Below are 15,447 nucleotides of genomic sequence, written 5' to 3'. Positions count from 1 at the left end.
TCCCCGGCCGCGGAGCCGGTCCCGTCCCCGGCCGGGCGCCGCCACGGGGCTTGGCTGTTGACGACACGCGCATGCGGCTCGCCACGGTTCTGGTTTAGCTCTACAAGTCGTTTCAGTGGTTACGCCATTCGATCCTCTTTCGGGACGATTTAATGGCTTGTTAACCAGCGTTGGTGCTGTTTGGCTCGATCGAATGGAGCCTGTGCCGTGATCTCAACAAGTCTCCTCGTCGTGATCAGTGCCGCGCTGAGCGCAGCCGCAGCGGGCGCCGTCCGCGATCCGAACGCGCGCAGCCGATAACGCCCTCTGGTCGGCGGGTCCGTGATCCGTCGGCCACGCGCGGTCTCGCGTCTGTCGGGTCGGGGACGGTCCTCGAACGGACCCTTCGGCGTGACGGCCCGCGACCTCTGATCCGTCGACCGCCGCCGAGAACCCTTCGGTCCGCGGCCTCCGTCAAACAGGCGATGCGGTCCAGCGCCCGGCGGGGTAATTCGGCACTTCCCAAACCCCAATGGCGCACTCAAGCCCGTCCGGTCCGCCGGAACGGGCTTTTTTCATGCGGCGGCCCCGCAGGGAGCGGGGTCTTTGCAAGGTGCTCTGAACTGGCGCATCCTTGCGATCGCGGATGAAAACTATTCGCTTCGAAAGAACAAGACCACGATCGGGAGGACGCGCCGATGCTGTCGAGACGAGGCTTCGTGAATTGTGCGCTCTGCGCGGTGGCGACCGGCTTCGCGGCCGTCGCCGTCGAGTCGCAGGCACAGTCGGTGGGACAGACCTCCGGCGTCACGCGCAAGATCCTCAGCACCGAGGAGCTCCCGGACGGACGCTACGTCGTCGTCCAGGTCGCCGCCGAGATCGCGCCGGGGGCGACGGTCGCCCGCCACACGCATCCGGGCATCGAATCCTCGGTGATCCTGGAAGGGGAGGCGGAACTGCTCGTCGACGGCCAGCCGAACCGCACCTTGCGGGCCGGGGACAGCTTCCAGATCCCGGCCGTCGCCCCGCACAGCCTGCGCAACGGGTCGGGGGCCACACGGGTGGCTGGGACCTACACGGTGGAGAAGGGCAAGCCCCTCGCCTCGCCAGCCTGAGCCGTTTTGGCGGACGTCCCAAGCGGCTTCGCATCGACGCCCGAGCCCGGACGCGTTCCCCCGTGCAGCGAGTGACCGGGCCCGTTCAGTTGCCGGGGCCGAAGCTCGGCCTCTGCGGCGGGAGCGGGGGACGCGCGATGGGGGACCGAGGCGGGACCGGTCCGGGATCGCCCGTGGCCGGCCCCTCGGGTCCGGGCCTCGCGGCGGCGGACAGCGTCGGGGCCGGCGGCGGGGGCTTGCCGGAGACCTGCTGCGGGATTCCGGCGCCGCCGGGCGCGGGCAGCGTGCATTGCTCGCCGCAATTGCTGACCACCGCCGGGTAGGCCTTGCCGGCGATCGTCGCGGAGACGATGCAGCGTGCCGGATGGTAGACCAGCTCGTACTGGAACTTGCCGCCGTCGTCCGACTCGGTGCGGAACTGGCCATCCAGAACCACGGGCATGTGCGGCTGATCGGTGGTGCCGACCACGTAGAGCCGGCCCGTGGCGATCGCCGCGATCGTGATGTCGGAGGCCGCCCGCGCCGCTCCGCAGCTGAGCAGGGCCGCCGCACCTGCCGCGGCGGCGATCGAGATCAAATGAGCCAACCGGCCTCCCTCCTGACGGACGCGCTCAACCCGGAGGCGCCGCCGACATGCCGCCTGCGAATGGCGGACGGCGTCGATGCACCGGCCCGGACCGGCACCGGCGCGGGCCACGATGCCGCCTGCCTCGCCCACCGCAACGAAGAACCGGCCGGCTTTGCTCCATCGCGGCGCGACCGTTCCGGCCGGCGCATGGCGCTCCCACGTCGCAGGGGTCGGCCGTGACGGTGAGGCCGCCACGCAGGGAGCCCCACCGCGGCCGGGCGTGATCGTGGGCCGCCCCCCCTCCACGGATGGTCACGACCGCTTCAAGGCGCTCAGAGACCGTGTCAGATGCACGACGACATCGTCCCCCTTCGGCCCCGGAAGCGCCTCGGCCGATGGCGCCTCAGCAGCCTGCAAGCGCTGGGCGACCTCCATCACGACGTGCTCGACGGATGGTGGCCATGGCACCTCATTGTCCAGAAGCATGCGAGCCGCGCGGACGAGCATGCGGAACTGCTCGGGCGGGATCGACGTCCCGGCCGCGTGCTGGTCGAGGATGCGATCGGCGATCGCGGCCGCCAGCCCGGCGACTTCAGCCATCTTGTCTGGCTTATCGCCGGACTCTGTCATGCGCCTCAGCCCTTCGCCTTGGGTGCCCGGTGCGGATCGAGCCCCGCTCCGGAGCCGCCGATGCCTCGGCGCCATCCCGGACCGGTGCGCGCCGGGGGCGGCCGTCTCTGCCCGGTGGCCGATCGGACCCGAGCCTGTCCCAGGGCCATCCGTCCTGGCAAGTGACCACGCCGATTGGTTATTACGGGGCGAGCCCTCCGCATATTGTTCCGTTAGCAATAAGAACAGGCCGCGCGGAAGAGTTCAAGCGTCCGGCCGGCGCCCCGCCCGCTCCCCCCTCATCGCGGCTGGGGCGTGGCCGCGATGCCCGCCCGCCCCTCAGACAGAGGAGGGGGGAGATGCGTGCGGGGCGGGCGTGGCGTTCGGGATGGGTGCCCGACACCTGCCGGAAGCCGGGACGATGCACCTACCGCCGCCCAGCGGCCCGGGGATCGCATGCGCCGATGGTGTGAGACGCGGGCCTGCGCAAACAGGCGCTCGTGGCGGGGGCGGATGCGTCCGTATCCTGGCCATCCCACCCCATCCTCCGCCACCGGCCGGCGTCGCTCGGGGGCCGCAGGTTTTGCCGGCGCTGCCCTCCGGATCCCGAGGCGACCGCCGCCAGCCCCTGCTTACCGGGACGATCGGCCACCAGACGACGAAGCCGCGTGTTCCTGCGCGCCAGATCCGTCATCCTCCCGGCCTGATCGCCGCATTCCTCGGCGCCAGCGGTCGGAGCTGTGCTCGAAGACATCCGCCTCCGTGCAGGCGACGGCGATGCTCTTGCCATGCGCAGTCCGTATCTCGATCCGGTGCGGCATCCGCACAGCCCGCGTCGCGCTCGGGCTCCGTCAGCGCTGTATCCCAGCTTTTCCCGTCCAAGCCGATCTCGCAATCAGCCCGGCCCGAATCCAGCCGCTCAGATGGCAGACCTTTGTATACCCAATACATCGTCTTTATAATCATAGATTTTATAATCTTGCTTGATCAGCATATGTTTTGCCTCTGCGGCATCGTCCGTCGATAAATGTTTTTTCTCGTACAAAACACCTGTCGGTAAGAAGGTCGAAAAATCCATCGTTTTTAAGACAGCAAGATCGGCCCCTTCGGTGTCAACATGAAGGAAGTCAATTTTATCCACCTTATGCTCGACTAAAATTTCGTTCAACGTTGAACATCTCACCTGATCTTCGATGATATACGGCTCAAGCTTCCCATCCAGATGGTTAACGATATGATTCCTGTCGAAGGACCCCAGCTGGTTCCACCATTCAGGGAGATTGGGTATCTCTTTTTTGGCATCGCTGGAAACGTAATAAAATTTTCTACTCGGGCCATCCGAAACCGCTCTATTGCAAAATATGAATCTGCCCTCATTGCCGTAATTCGATTTTAATTGCTCGAAAGAATACTTGACTGGCTCAATGAATATACCCGTATACTTTGGGTTGTATCTGGCTAATTTATTAAGTGGATCCCCATGCAAGCCATCGTTTGAACCAACCTGCACAAAGAAAACCTTCTCTTTCTTCGAGAAAATCCCCTCGATCCGTCGTGTGATGAAGGGCTTGTCGTTTTGCACCGTATGCAATAATCGCAATAACCCAGGTGTTTTCTTCAAAATATTTTTTGCCAGAGTTTTCATCACCGGCTCCTAATAATTGAAAGGCCAAAGCGTGACCGTAGCGTATTCGTGGCGCTGTATAGGTCAAGGCCGTTTCTAGGTCGATTGTCGAAGGGGGAACCCTTTTGAATCAGCCCGGCGCCTGCGTAAATCCTTCGTGGGCACGGTGGCCGACCGTTAGAAAAGCGGTGGTTCGATAGTCTGCCCGCAACGGCGTTCGAACCGGCACGGCCCGCTCAACGACGTCGTTATGAAATCCTGCGCCGTCTCCGGAAGAAGGCATCTTTTTGCCGATCGCATCATAGATTATCAATTTTGAATCCGATTTTTAGACCCATCGTTCGGCTCTATCATGCAGATGAATATCAATTCGACCTAATTTGAGAAAATATTAAGTCAAGTAAGTACTTTTTTGTCACAAATTATTTCTTCAAGATAAAAGAAGATTTTATAAGTGTTCTGAGCGAAGTTTTTATTGGAAACAACTGTGGCTGGCTCCGCGGCTCGTGATACAGGTTCAGGGACAATTCACGCTGCTCTCAGGTCGTCCGAAAATAAACCGCCGAGTTCGGGGCGGTGGCCCATCCTCGGCATCGGGCGGGGAACGGACGTCGCGCACCGGCGCACGATCGACAGGTGGTTCGGGTAAGTAGAACACCGCAGGTGGGACACGACGCTCGTCTGCAATGGGCGAAGCTGGCCAGTCAGCCCGTCGTCGCTGTTGCCGTGCTCCCAGGCGTCTGAATCTGACTCGCAGCGGCTTCACCGATCGTGTTCGGTGCCCGCGTGTCCGTCCAGTTTGAGGCTCGACGTTCGAACAGATCCCCCACGGTCGGAGCGGGGGCGGTGATCGTGGGCGGCAAGGGAACGTCGATGGGAGCGGGTTCAGGTTCAGTCATGGAGATGGCGACCACCCCCACTCTCATCCGTGTGGTGGATGGGTCACGCCCGCCATCAGCGTTCCAGATTCGTTTCAGGACACCATCCGCGCGGCATGTCTGACCCGTGCTCCCCGTGGCTCCTAAGTCCTCAACGATGCTTGGACGAGGGGATGAGCGACGGTTCGCCCCTTCGACCGTTCAACAGGGTCGATCGGGGTGCGTTGACGTCGGTTCTGGACCCCTGGCTTCGGGTCCTCCGATGGTACGGCAATACGAAGCGACAACCTGTGAGACCGCCCTGTAAGAGCACGGTCATCGCCGGCTGGTCGCTTAAACCCAACCTATGGAAATCGTTGGAAGATTACTGGTGCTGCGAGACAGGATTGAACTGTCGACCTCTTCATTACCAAACACCTGCCGGGGCCAAACAGCCCCTAACAGATCAGGTGATTGAGGCCGGGAAAAACCGCAATCAGCACTGGCACTTGGCGACATTGTGAGCCATTGTTAATATCATTGGGTAACAGGCCATAACGAGCCGATCGCGTTACCCAGTTGATACCCAGGGCTCACGACAGATGACCGCGAAGGTGCTGACCGTGCAAGCCGTTGAACGCCTGAAACCGGACCCACTTGTTCGCCGCGAGATCCCCGATGCGGGGATGCCTTCGCTCTACCTGATAGTGCATCCGACCGGCCGGAAGGGCTGGTGCGTGCGCTACCGCTTCGGCGGCCGTCCGCGGAAGATGATGCTTGGCCCGTACCCAGCCCTCGACCTGCCGGCTGCACGCGACCGAGCCCGGGAGGCAGTGCGCACCCTGTCCCTAGGACGGGACCCCGGTGCCGAGAAGATCGAGACGGCTAGGATCAACCGGGCTCGGCCGGTGGATCATGACCTCGTCTCCAGCGTGGTCGAGGATTTCCTCGAGCGGCACGTCCGCAAGCACAACAAGCCGAGCACCGCGGAGACGGCCGCGCAGATCTTGCACAAAGATGTCGTGCCGGTCTGGGGTCGCCGAAAAGTGGAGAGCATCAGCCGACGGGACGTGCTGGACCTGCTCGACGGCATCGTGAATCGTGGCGCGCCTGTAATGGCGAACCGGGCGCTGGCGACCGTCCGGAAGTTCTTCAACTGGTGTGTCGAGCGCTCGATTATCACAGCCTCGCCCTGCACGGGCGTGAAGGCGCCGTCTCAGGAGACGACGCGCGACCGCGTGCTGACCGACGCCGAGCTGCGCGCGGTATGGCTGGGTGCCGATAGGGTAGGGTGGCCGTTCGGGCCCTTCGTGAAGCTGCTGATCCTCACGGCGCAGCGGCGCGACGAGGTGGCCGGCATCACAAAGGGCGAGCTGCACGAGCGGGGCACTGAATGGCATCTGCCGGCCGCACGATCCAAGAACGGGTCATCGAGCATCGTTCCGCTTAGTGAGCCGGCTAAGGCGATCCTGAAGGCCCTACCCAAAATCCAGGGGGACTTCCTCCTGACCACGACGGGGGAGGGGCCTATTCGCGGCTTCTCGCGCGCCAAGACGCGCTTGGATGCCGAGATCAAGGCTGCCAACGGTGGCAAGAGCCTGGAGGGCTGGACCTTCCACGATTTGCGTCGAACCGGATCCTCCGGCATGGCCCGACTCAAAACCGACCCGCACGTCATCGAAGCGGTGCTGAATCACCGATCCGGCGTCATCAAAGGCGTGGCTGCGGTCTACAACCGGTACCAGTACCTCGACGAGAAGCGGGCCGCGCTGGAAGCCTGGGCGGCGCATGTTGAATCGATCACTGCCGAAGGCGACCGGCATGGATGAGGCCTGGAGGAAAGCGCGCCGCGACGAACTCTGGGACACCTACGTGCTGAAGGTGCCGGGTTTTACGTGGCCGGACGAAATTCAGGACCGGGCGTACCAGGCGGTCGAGATGCTGCGGTTGCTGCATCTCGCCTATAACCAAGCCATATCTGAAGGTGAAACGGACAACGCGATGCTTACAGCGTCCCGGGCCCGGGTCGTTTGGCAGCTGCTGACCCTTGAGTTTGGTGATTGGCTTCTCGACATCTCAGGACTGAATCGTCGCCTCACCGTGCCAGCGGATTGGGAGGACTGCGAGCGCGCAGCGCTAAAGGCTGTTCTCACCATCCATGAGCGCTCGGGGCCGCATCCACACCGCCCAGCCGTCGATCCCATGCCGGTGCTGTTGCCGAGATGGATGGTGCATCGCCTCGCGGCTGGCCTTGATGCGCTCGACAATGGTGAGGTGCAGGACCTCTTACGACCGCAAACAATGGGCCGACACGACGACGCTTGGTCGTGGGATCAGATGCGAGCGTGCGCCCTCGAGCATGTCGCCAACCTTCGAGGCCAGGGCCTGCAGGCGCAGGTTGCCCAACGCCGTGTCGCCGTCGCGATGGAGGTTTCGGCCGAGACGCTGCGATCTTGGGATAGGGTACCTAATTTGCGGCGGGGCTGTGCCGTAGCGCTACAGGCAGGGCGGCTTAAGTCCGTGTTCGACGACGACCCAGATTATGCCAAGCGTGATGGCAACTCGGTCGACAGCGAAGTGCTTGCCCGCTTCAACGCCTTCCGAGCTGAACCGTTGTTTGTCTTCGGCCGGCGCTACTGCGATCGCTTTGGGTATCGACATAACCAAAGCCCGGCGGGTGGCGATTGACGTCGATCGCCACCCAAAAAGTGGTGGCGATTAGACCTGATTGACCCCCGAGCTTAGGGGTCAATTGCGGCCAATCACCAACGTATATTTCAGCCCTCGTTCAAAGCACATTGCTTTGGAGCGCGAGAGTTCTTGCGCGTTTGGAGGTGTGAAGATGAGCGATCGACAGAAGCTCTACTGCACCGCGACCCAGGTTCGCCGCCGTTATGGCGGGATCTCAGAAATGGGTCTGTGGCGGTGGATCCACGACGGGAAGGTCGACTTTCCGAAGCCCGATCTGATCGTGAACGGCCGGCGGCTTTGGAGCGAGGAATCCCTTGATCGCTTCGATGCACGCCTCTCGGTGAAGGAGGCCGCCTGAGCCATGAAACAGAAAACCCGCGCACAGCGCGGGCTGCGGCGGGTCTCCGAGAATGTCTACTGCCAGGTGGACGCTCAGAGAGATACGCCAGCCCAGGCGCTTCGACAAGACTATCTCGCCACCCGCTTCGGTCTGCCCCCTGCCACCGCGGCAGTGTTGGCCGAGTTGGCGTTTCCCGCGGTGGACAGCTGGCGGGGTGCGCGATGATGGATCTTCGCTCCGCGGCACGCATGCTCGGGGGCGAGGTCTCAGGCCGGGGTATTCTCTGCCCCGGTCCGGGCCACAGCTCGCGCGACCGTAGCCTCTCCGTCCTGTTCGATACCTCGGCGCCGAACGGCTTCACGCTTCACAGCCATTCCGGCGACGACTTCGGTACCTGCCGGGACTACGTGCGGGATCGGCTCGGCATTTCTGGACAACTTGTCCAGAAACCAGCGCACGTTGCGCCAGTTTCGGGGCGTGAGATTTCGGCCCAACTTGGGCCGAAACTACCCACGGCCAATCCTAGCCGCACAGCCGGTGCTCTGACTCTATGGGACGAAGGCCAGCCGCCGACGGGAACGCCAGTCGAGCGCTATCTCAACCGCCGCAGGCTCGGAGTGCCAGCCGCGCGCCAGGACGTTCTGCGATACCATCCAAACTGCCCCTTCGCGGGCTCCCGGATCCCGGCCATGGTCGCCCTGGTCCGGAACGTCGTCACCAATGCCCCGCAGGCGATCCACCGCACCGCGCTCAGCTTCGACGGTCGGAAGATCGAGGTGAACGGCAAGGACAGGCTCGCCCTCGGCAGCATCCGCGACGGGGCGGTGAAACTGACGGCCGATGAGGACGTCACCACCTGCCTGGGCATCGGCGAGGGCATCGAGACGACGCTCTCACTGCAGGGTCTCCCCGAATTCGGGGACACCCCCGTGTGGTCGGTCCTGAACGCGGGCGGGATCACCAGCTTCCCGGTGCTGCCCGGGATCGAATGCCTCTGGATTGCGGTCGATGACGATCCGGCAGGCCGCGGTGCGTCCGAGCTTTGTGCCGATCGCTGGCGGCGTGCTGGCCGCGAGGTGCTCCTCGTCAAGGCGACCGCCGAGGGTGACGACATCAACGATGCGCTCAAGGTGGTGGCCCATGGCTGATGCCGCCTACACTATCGAGCGGCTCGCACCGCTGCCGGTGAAGCTCCCGCCACGCCGCTTCGGATCCGCCACCGCGGCCGAGCTGATGGACGAGATCCTGCCCCCCATTCGCTACATCGTCCCGGGGATCTTCGCCGAAGGGCTCACCCTGTTCGGCGGCAAGCCCAAGCTGGGGAAGTCCTGGCTCCTGCTCGGCACCGCCATCGCCGTGGCCATGGGCGGCTATGCGCTCGGCACCATCGAGGTCGAGCAGGGCGATGTCCTGTACCTCGCACTGGAGGACAACAAGCGTCGCCTGCAGAAGCGGCTCGGTCAGCTGCTGCCGACGACCGCCTGTAAGATCCCTGTAAGATTCCCGGAAAGATTGCACTACGATCTGAACTGCCGGCGGCTCGACGACGGCGGCCTCGACGATATCCGCGCCTGGATCGAGAGCCGGCCCGATCCGCGGCTCGTCATCGTGGACGTGCTCAACAAGGTCCGCCCTGCGATGAAGGGCAACGAGGGCATCTACGACTACGACGTGCGCTCCCTGGAAGGCCTGCAGGGGCTGGCGGCCGAGTTCGGTATTGCCATCGTCGTGATCCACCACACCCGCAAGGCTGAAGCTGAGGATCCGTTCGACTGCCTCTCAGGGTCGACGGGGCTCACGGGCACCGCCGACACGACGCTGGTGCTGGCCCGGGATAGCCAAGGCACCACGCTCTACGGGCGTGGCCGCGACATCGAGGAGATCGAGAGCGCTCTCTCCTTCGACCGTTCAAACGGCGCTTGGACCATGCTGGGCGCGGCGGCCGACGTCCGACGCAGCGATGAGCGCAACCTTATCCTGGATGCGCTGCGCCAGTCGCCGGAGCCGATGTCGCCGAAGGACATCATGCTCAGCGCCGGCATCGAGAACCGCAACGCCCTCGACGTAATGCTCTTTCGGATGGCGAGCGCCGGCGAGATCGAGAAGGTGGGACGTGGCCTCTACGGTCTCTCAGGGGTCCATAACCCCTGTAAGAACGGTAAGATTGTAAGATCGCGAGACCGGTACGGTGAGGGAGATGCCGAATGAGCAGCCCTCACCAATCTTACAATCTTACTCATCTTACACCCCCCGTGGTGCGGGCACGTACCAGGCAAGCCTGCGGTCGCTCCTTAGATCCCAACGCTCGCCGCGCCGGCTTCAGCTGCCTGCTTGGCCGTCGCACCTTTGCGAAGGGCCGCAGCTATCGCAGCCGACGCCGTGTCGATTGCCTCGGCGCGCTCGTCACTGAAGTCGCGCGTGCTGTTCACGTTGGATCCGACCCGCGCATGGAAGTTGTGCGGGAATCGCTTGCTGAGGCGCTCTTTCAGCATCTCGCTGGCGCTGCGGTAGTCGCCATTGAAGTCGCTCGGCTTGCCGCCGTCACTGGTGCCATACTCTCCAGGATTTCTCGATGTCATCAATTGACGATTTTCATCCGACGCCGGCCTTGCCGTCATGAATTGGGCAAACGAAGAAAGCAATCTTTTGATGCTATTCATGGGCCGATCTCGGTAATACTTGAGAAAACACTGCTTCGTGACTTACGTAGCACGCATGGGCAGCCTCAAAGTTCCGGGGTGCTGCCATGACGCCCGCCGAGTGGACCGCCGTCCTCGACGCGTTGGCGAAGGCCGAGGCCGTCGAGGCGCATCAGGCCGGACGCGTCAACCGTGACCCTGATGGTCTGAGGTTGGCCCGGGATGCGGTCCAGGCACTCAGGAGCACGGTGGCGGCTGCCGCGCCGCTCACGACCGTCTTGAGCCAGCCTGAGCCTCTCGAGTGGGTTCCGGTCCCGCTCGCATGCCGCATGCTGCGGATCTCCTACGACGCGGCCCGCCGACGTGCTGAGCGTGGGCTCGACAACGGCACCGCCAGGCGGGTCGGGAAGCACCTCGAACTGCATCTCCCGTCGCAGCGCGAGGCGGCTCATGGGTAGGCCCCAGGCTCCCCCTCCATCTGAGTTGTACATATCCAAGAAATGCAACCTGAGGTACTTCCATGGTACCGGAGGGTCGGAGGTAACGCGCGACTCCGACACTTCTCCAGCGATCAACTCCCGTAGGTTCCACCACATCGCAGAGCGGAAACCTGTGCAATGGCAATGACCAAGCGGCTTTGGTCGCTGAGCGCGCTGGCTGTCGAACTGGACAGTGATCGGCGGACCGTCGCGAACGCTCTCAAGCGTGTTCCCGCTGACGGGGAGCTGTCGGGCAATCCAGCCTGGTTCATCGTGACGGCGATCCGCGCGATGTGGCCGGCGCCGGACGCGAACGGCGAAATCCTGGATCCGGCCCAGGAGCGGGCCCGCAAGGACCGGGCACTCGCTATTCAAACTGAGATGAAGAACGCCCTCAGCCAAGGTGAGATGGTTCTGATTGACGACGTGATAGATCACGTAACGAGAGACATAATCGTCGTCAGATCACACTTCTTGAATCTGCCATCTAAAGTTCGTATGCGCTTTAACCCGCAGAAGCCTGAAGATCTAGTTTCGATCATAGAGGCTGAAGTCTATCAAATACTTACTGAGTTGTCAGATCCGGAAAATATGGAGGTTGTACGTGATGCTAGGGGAAAACAAGATGCCGCTAACGGGCGAGCTGCTCAAGTTGCGGATCGAGGCAGAGCTGGACAACGCGTTGGGCGACATGGGCCCGGTGAGCCGAGCACTCCGCGGCGAGCCCGTAAACTTCGGCAACCCGCAGGTGAATGAGGTGATGGCCCGGACAGCCCGGCGCATCGCCGCTATCCCAGAAGCGATCGTGCCTCGAATGCAGGAGGTGCGCAGCCGGGAAGGGTTCGAGGCGATCTTGCGCGAGATGATCCTCGACGCACTCGGCGAGATAGACGTGCTGTTTTGCTTTCGCACGGCCGATGAGACTACTCCTGGAAGCGGCGCATAACTCCCAGCTGTTCGGTTTTGTTCGGTTCTCAAGCGCGCTGAACCCGGCACACTACCCCCGCTGCTCCCAGAGCTTTCGGCTGGTGACGCGGTAGGAGCGGCGTCGGTGTCATCGCTGGCGTCGCTCCCCAGATCTGAGGAGCGGGCATGCTGGGTCGACGGGACGTCCTGAAGCGCATCGAGGCCGAGGTTCAAGACCTCGAAACCCGGCATGCGGGCGTGGTGCGCCGGCTGGAGTCCGCATCGACCGAGGCCGAGCAGGCGATCACCGCGCAGCGCCTGCTGCTCGTTGCCGAGCATGTCGATGCTGCCGCCGCCCGGAAGGCGGCCGATGCCTGCCGTGCTGCAATCGATCGCCGGGCCGGCCTTGAAGACGCGGTGCGAACCCTGGCCTCCGAACTCAACGATGCCCGGCAGCGGCGCGACGCCGAGCGCGACAGCCGGGCACGGGAATCCGTAGCCAGCGAGATCGAGGCGCGCGCTGAGCGTATCCAGGCCGCGGCTGCCCGCCTGGATGATGCCGCGGAAGCCTTCGATGAGGCCAGGCAATCGCTGGTCGACACCTGCCGGCAGGACGCTCAGCGCGACCTTCTCGGCGGCGGTCCCGAATACGCCCTGGTAGCCGCCGCGGCGCGCCGGGCCGGCGTCCTGCCGCGTGATCCGCTGAACGGCAAGTCGGTGGCCGGTGAGATCGGTCCCGACGCCTGCACCGTCGCCGCCCGGGTGGCCGGCGAGATGCGAGCGAAGGCGATGGCGGTCCGCCAGGGCTCTGGACCGGCACCCGTCACCAAACCCGCAGAAACGATCCCGACGGCGTTCGTGTGGCCCGAGGTGCAAGTCGTGCTGTCCCGCCCCGCCCGCTACCGCCGCGCGAACGGCCACCAGGTCGGCGTGCTGAAGGGCGGCGCCACCCTGCCGGAGCCGATCGCAGCCAAGGCGATCGAGATGGGTGTCGGCTTCTCGCCCTCATCCGTCCAGGGCCAGCAGATCACTGCCATCCTGGCGGTGAACCCGAACGCCGGCCTGCGCCCCGATGGCATCGGCGGGTTCCGAGCCGACAACGCCACCGCGATCATCGGCGCCAAGATGACGAAGGCCGAGCCGGTCGTGCAGGCCGACCTCGGCGAGCTGCCGGATGGCGACGGCGTGTTCGCGGAGGCGGCCCAGTGATCCCCGAACCGACGAACCTCGATGAGGCCGTGATGCAGGCGCGGCAAGCCATCGCCGAGATCCGTCTACGGAAGCGCGACACGGTCCGCCAACTGGAGCGCGTTCACCATTGGCGCATGGGCCTTGGCGCATCGATCCGCAGCCACGGCGAGACGCCGCTGAAGCGCGAGCGCCTGGAGCATGCCGCGGTCTTCGTGAGCGACCTACAGATCGAGGTCGAGGAGCTGACCCGCCGGGAGACGATCATCCTCAGCGCCCTGCGCGAGGCGTGCGTCTCGACCGACCTGTGAGCGGCCTGACCATGACCCGTGTCGCTGAAATTGTTGAGTGTTGCGCCGGTCAACCAGGCGACGCCGCACGTGTGAAGCTTACCGCCCAGTCGCTCACCGATCGGTCGCGCCGGATCCATCGCGCACCAGATCGCCTTAAGGCAGTAGTCTGCACTGTTAACGCAACGTCAAAACAGAATTGTCGTCTTGAACCCGCCCAGCGACGATCACCCTCAGCGCCATACGTTAGGCCCGCGCCTTTGTGGCCTCTGGGGCATCCGGAAATGATCGACGCCTATACTGATCTTGCTACTCTGGCCGCGAACGACGCCCGGCACGGCCGCCTGTGGCATTGCATCGAAGGGGACTGCTGGTCCTATATGACCTGCCCGACCGCTAGCGGAAATCGCCTCGTTCCAGCGGAGAGCGTCAAGAACGATCGCGTTCGAGCCGCGCTCGCCGACGGCTCGTGGACCGCATCGGTGATCGACACATCCGTCAGCCCGCCCCGCATCCTGGCGGTGCAGCAGACGCCGGCCTCTGAGGTCCCCGTGAAGACACATCAGGCCACGCAGCTCGCCTCTACGGAGGCGGTCTGACCATGGCCCGCGTCGCCGAGATCGCCCGGATTGCAGGAGCCTGACCGATGCCGAACCCGAACGAACTCGCCTACATCCTGGTCAACGGGAAGCGCTACCTCAACTGGAAGTCCATCTCGGTCAATCGGACGTTCGGCGAGGTCGTGAGCATGGCGACCTTCTCCGCGGCGTCGCCGAGCGAGGCGGGCGTTCCGACCTGGGATGCGCTGAAGCTGCGCGTGTCAGATCGTGCGGTCATCAACCTCGCGGGCCACAAGGTGATCGATGGCGTCATCTCGGCGCGGCAGCCGGCCTACAACGACAAGGAGCACGGGCTTCAGATCACGGTCACGTCGAAGATGGCCGACATCGTCAACTCGACGGTCAACCACGAGAAAGGCGAGTTCAAAGGTTACTCGCTGAGCCAGATCGCGGGCGCGGTTTTGCAGCCCTACGGGATCAAATTTCAGCTCCAGGGTAGTACTGACGGGGCGGACAAGGTCTTCCCAAAGGTGAACGTCCAGATGGGCGAGACGGTGTTCGTCTTCCTCGAGCGTCTGTGTCGCTTTCGGAACGTGTTCCTGCGCGACGATGCCGACGGAAATCTGGTCGCATACCGCGGCGACGGCCGTCCGGGCGCCGGCGCCGAACTCGAACTGGGCCGCAACATCAAGGCAGGCTCGCTGCTGATGTGCGATCAGAACGCCTACGACAAAATCGACGCGGTTGGTCAGCGACCGGGCAACGACCAGACCTTCGGGGATGATGCCCGAGATGTGAAGGCCACGGCCATCAATCCGGCCGTGACCCGGAATCGGCCCTTCAGCTTCGCCGCCGAGATGCCCGGTGATAAGCAGGATATGCAGATGCGCGCCAACCACGAGTTGGCGGAGAACTACGTGACCATGCTGTCAGGCAGCTACACCGTGCAGGGCTGGTTCAAGGACAGCAGCACCCTGTGGCTGGAGATGATCGGCAAGACGATCACGGTCTACGACCCCTTCATGTTCCCGGATAACCGCATGCAGCTCGCCATCCAGGGCGTCACCAGCACGCAAGGCCCCGAGGGCACGCTGTCCGTCCTGGACATGTGCTTGCCGGGGCGCCTCGGCGGCGGGAACAGGATCGAGGCCAGCGGCGCAGGCGGCGCGCCGGGCCTGTACGGTTCGGGCAGCGGACAGGCCGCCTGACCGCCGGCGCGGAGTTCCCAGAGCCCTTCAACGGCATGGGGCAGATCCAGGGCGGCGGCGTGCCGGATGGGGTGTACGGCAAGGGGGCGTGAGAGCTGGCGTTTCCCCAAGCGTGAGCTAGGTCGAGCAGGGCCGACGCTTGAGCGCCGTCACTCCTTCGGAGTCTTGGCCGGATCGTCACCGCTGGGCTGATCGGTGCCCTGGCCCGGCCGCTCCGTCTTCTCGCTGTCGCCCATCGTCTTCCGGGCATCCTCGATCAGGTCTTCGGCTACGTCGCGATCGCGCTCACGGTCCATCGGTGCGTCTCCCTGTTTTGGCCAATGACATGGCGCGCCGAGGTCGAGCGGGAAGAGCCGGGACATGAGACGAACGTCCGCACCTCGACCGCTGGCAA

At 64.0% G+C, this 15,447-nt stretch carries 17 protein-coding genes and 1 pseudogene; 13 read left to right on the top strand and 5 right to left on the bottom strand.

Translation table 11 applies throughout. The features are described 5' to 3' along the window. Positions 1-677: 677 nt before the first annotated feature. On the top strand, positions 678-1,094 hold the full coding sequence (locus tag AC3IF3_RS27940; protein ID WP_489231132.1) for a cupin domain-containing protein: 417 nt from the start codon (positions 678-680) through the stop codon (positions 1,092-1,094). 85 nt (positions 1,095-1,179) lie between these two features. On the opposite strand, the gene AC3IF3_RS27935 is transcribed toward AC3IF3_RS27940, so the two are convergent. The 3 genes from AC3IF3_RS27935 to AC3IF3_RS27925 all read right to left on the bottom strand — a co-directional run bounded on the left by AC3IF3_RS27935 (position 1,180) and on the right by AC3IF3_RS27925 (position 3,916). Further along, positions 1,180-1,680, bottom strand: coding sequence for a hypothetical protein (locus AC3IF3_RS27935; protein ID WP_489231131.1), 501 nt, complete (start codon positions 1,678-1,680; stop codon positions 1,180-1,182). 294 nt (positions 1,681-1,974) lie between these two features. Next, positions 1,975-2,262: a hypothetical protein gene (locus tag AC3IF3_RS27930; RefSeq protein ID WP_243970835.1), complete on the bottom strand. Its 288-nt coding sequence runs from the start codon at positions 2,260-2,262 to the stop codon at positions 1,975-1,977. Positions 2,263-3,190: 928 nt separating this feature from the next. Continuing rightward, entirely contained in the window at positions 3,191-3,916 is a 726-nt protein-coding gene (locus AC3IF3_RS27925; protein ID WP_489231130.1) for an FkbM family methyltransferase, read from the bottom strand. A gap of 1,438 nt (positions 3,917-5,354) precedes the next feature. Here AC3IF3_RS27925 and AC3IF3_RS27920 point away from each other — a divergent pair. From AC3IF3_RS27920 to AC3IF3_RS27900, 5 genes are all read left to right on the top strand, one after another. After that, positions 5,355-6,581, top strand: coding sequence for a tyrosine-type recombinase/integrase (locus AC3IF3_RS27920; RefSeq protein WP_489231129.1), 1,227 nt, complete (start codon positions 5,355-5,357; stop codon positions 6,579-6,581). After that, entirely contained in the window at positions 6,574-7,440 is an 867-nt protein-coding gene (locus AC3IF3_RS27915; RefSeq protein WP_489231128.1) for a hypothetical protein, read from the top strand. The genes AC3IF3_RS27920 and AC3IF3_RS27915 overlap by 8 nt, the downstream gene beginning before the upstream one ends. 154 nt (positions 7,441-7,594) lie before the next feature. Then, positions 7,595-7,801: a helix-turn-helix transcriptional regulator gene (locus AC3IF3_RS27910; RefSeq protein ID WP_489231127.1), complete on the top strand. Its 207-nt coding sequence runs from the start codon at positions 7,595-7,597 to the stop codon at positions 7,799-7,801. Between the two features lie 203 nt (positions 7,802-8,004). Beyond that, the gene (locus AC3IF3_RS27905) at positions 8,005-8,931 is read left to right on the top strand and encodes a DUF7146 domain-containing protein (protein WP_489231126.1); all 927 of its coding nucleotides are present in this window, start codon (positions 8,005-8,007) and stop codon (positions 8,929-8,931) included. Continuing rightward, positions 8,924-9,991, top strand: a complete 1,068-nt coding sequence (locus tag AC3IF3_RS27900; protein WP_489231125.1) for an AAA family ATPase — start codon at positions 8,924-8,926, stop codon at positions 9,989-9,991. The genes AC3IF3_RS27905 and AC3IF3_RS27900 overlap by 8 nt, the downstream gene beginning before the upstream one ends. 83 nt (positions 9,992-10,074) lie before the next feature. Here AC3IF3_RS27900 and AC3IF3_RS27895 read toward each other — a convergent pair whose 3' ends face one another. After that, the gene (locus AC3IF3_RS27895; RefSeq protein WP_489231124.1) at positions 10,075-10,443 is read right to left on the bottom strand and encodes a hypothetical protein; all 369 of its coding nucleotides are present in this window, start codon (positions 10,441-10,443) and stop codon (positions 10,075-10,077) included. 86 nt (positions 10,444-10,529) lie between these two features. Here AC3IF3_RS27895 and AC3IF3_RS27890 point away from each other — a divergent pair, with 86 nt between their 5' ends. From AC3IF3_RS27890 to AC3IF3_RS27860, 7 genes and pseudogenes are all read left to right on the top strand, one after another. Continuing rightward, entirely contained in the window at positions 10,530-10,880 is a 351-nt protein-coding gene (locus AC3IF3_RS27890; RefSeq protein ID WP_489231123.1) for a hypothetical protein, read from the top strand. Between the two features lie 159 nt (positions 10,881-11,039). Continuing rightward, positions 11,040-11,375: pseudogene (locus tag AC3IF3_RS27885) on the top strand (DUF1441 family protein); the annotation flags it as partial. A 151-nt stretch (positions 11,376-11,526) separates the two neighbouring features. Beyond that, positions 11,527-11,847, top strand: a complete 321-nt coding sequence (locus tag AC3IF3_RS27880) for a hypothetical protein (protein WP_489231391.1) — start codon at positions 11,527-11,529, stop codon at positions 11,845-11,847. A 146-nt stretch (positions 11,848-11,993) separates the two neighbouring features. Further along, on the top strand, positions 11,994-13,016 hold the full coding sequence (locus tag AC3IF3_RS27875) for a hypothetical protein (protein WP_489231122.1): 1,023 nt from the start codon (positions 11,994-11,996) through the stop codon (positions 13,014-13,016). Further along, positions 13,013-13,306 carry a hypothetical protein gene (locus AC3IF3_RS27870; RefSeq protein WP_489231121.1) on the top strand — a complete coding sequence of 98 codons (294 nt, stop codon included), beginning with the start codon at positions 13,013-13,015 and terminating at the stop codon, positions 13,304-13,306. The genes AC3IF3_RS27875 and AC3IF3_RS27870 overlap by 4 nt, the downstream gene beginning before the upstream one ends. 263 nt (positions 13,307-13,569) lie before the next feature. Beyond that, positions 13,570-13,884, top strand: coding sequence for a hypothetical protein (locus AC3IF3_RS27865; protein ID WP_489231120.1), 315 nt, complete (start codon positions 13,570-13,572; stop codon positions 13,882-13,884). A 47-nt stretch (positions 13,885-13,931) separates the two neighbouring features. Beyond that, entirely contained in the window at positions 13,932-15,053 is a 1,122-nt protein-coding gene (locus AC3IF3_RS27860) for a hypothetical protein (protein WP_489231119.1), read from the top strand. 149 nt (positions 15,054-15,202) lie between these two features. Here the strand turns inward: AC3IF3_RS27860 and AC3IF3_RS27855 are convergent, their stop codons facing one another. Next, positions 15,203-15,415, bottom strand: coding sequence for a hypothetical protein (locus AC3IF3_RS27855; RefSeq protein ID WP_489231118.1), 213 nt, complete (start codon positions 15,413-15,415; stop codon positions 15,203-15,205). Positions 15,416-15,447: the final 32 nt, after the last annotated feature.

The sequence above is a fragment of the Methylobacterium sp. J-118 genome (genome assembly GCF_057836565.1).
This window is presented reverse-complemented; position numbering and strand designations above follow the sequence as displayed.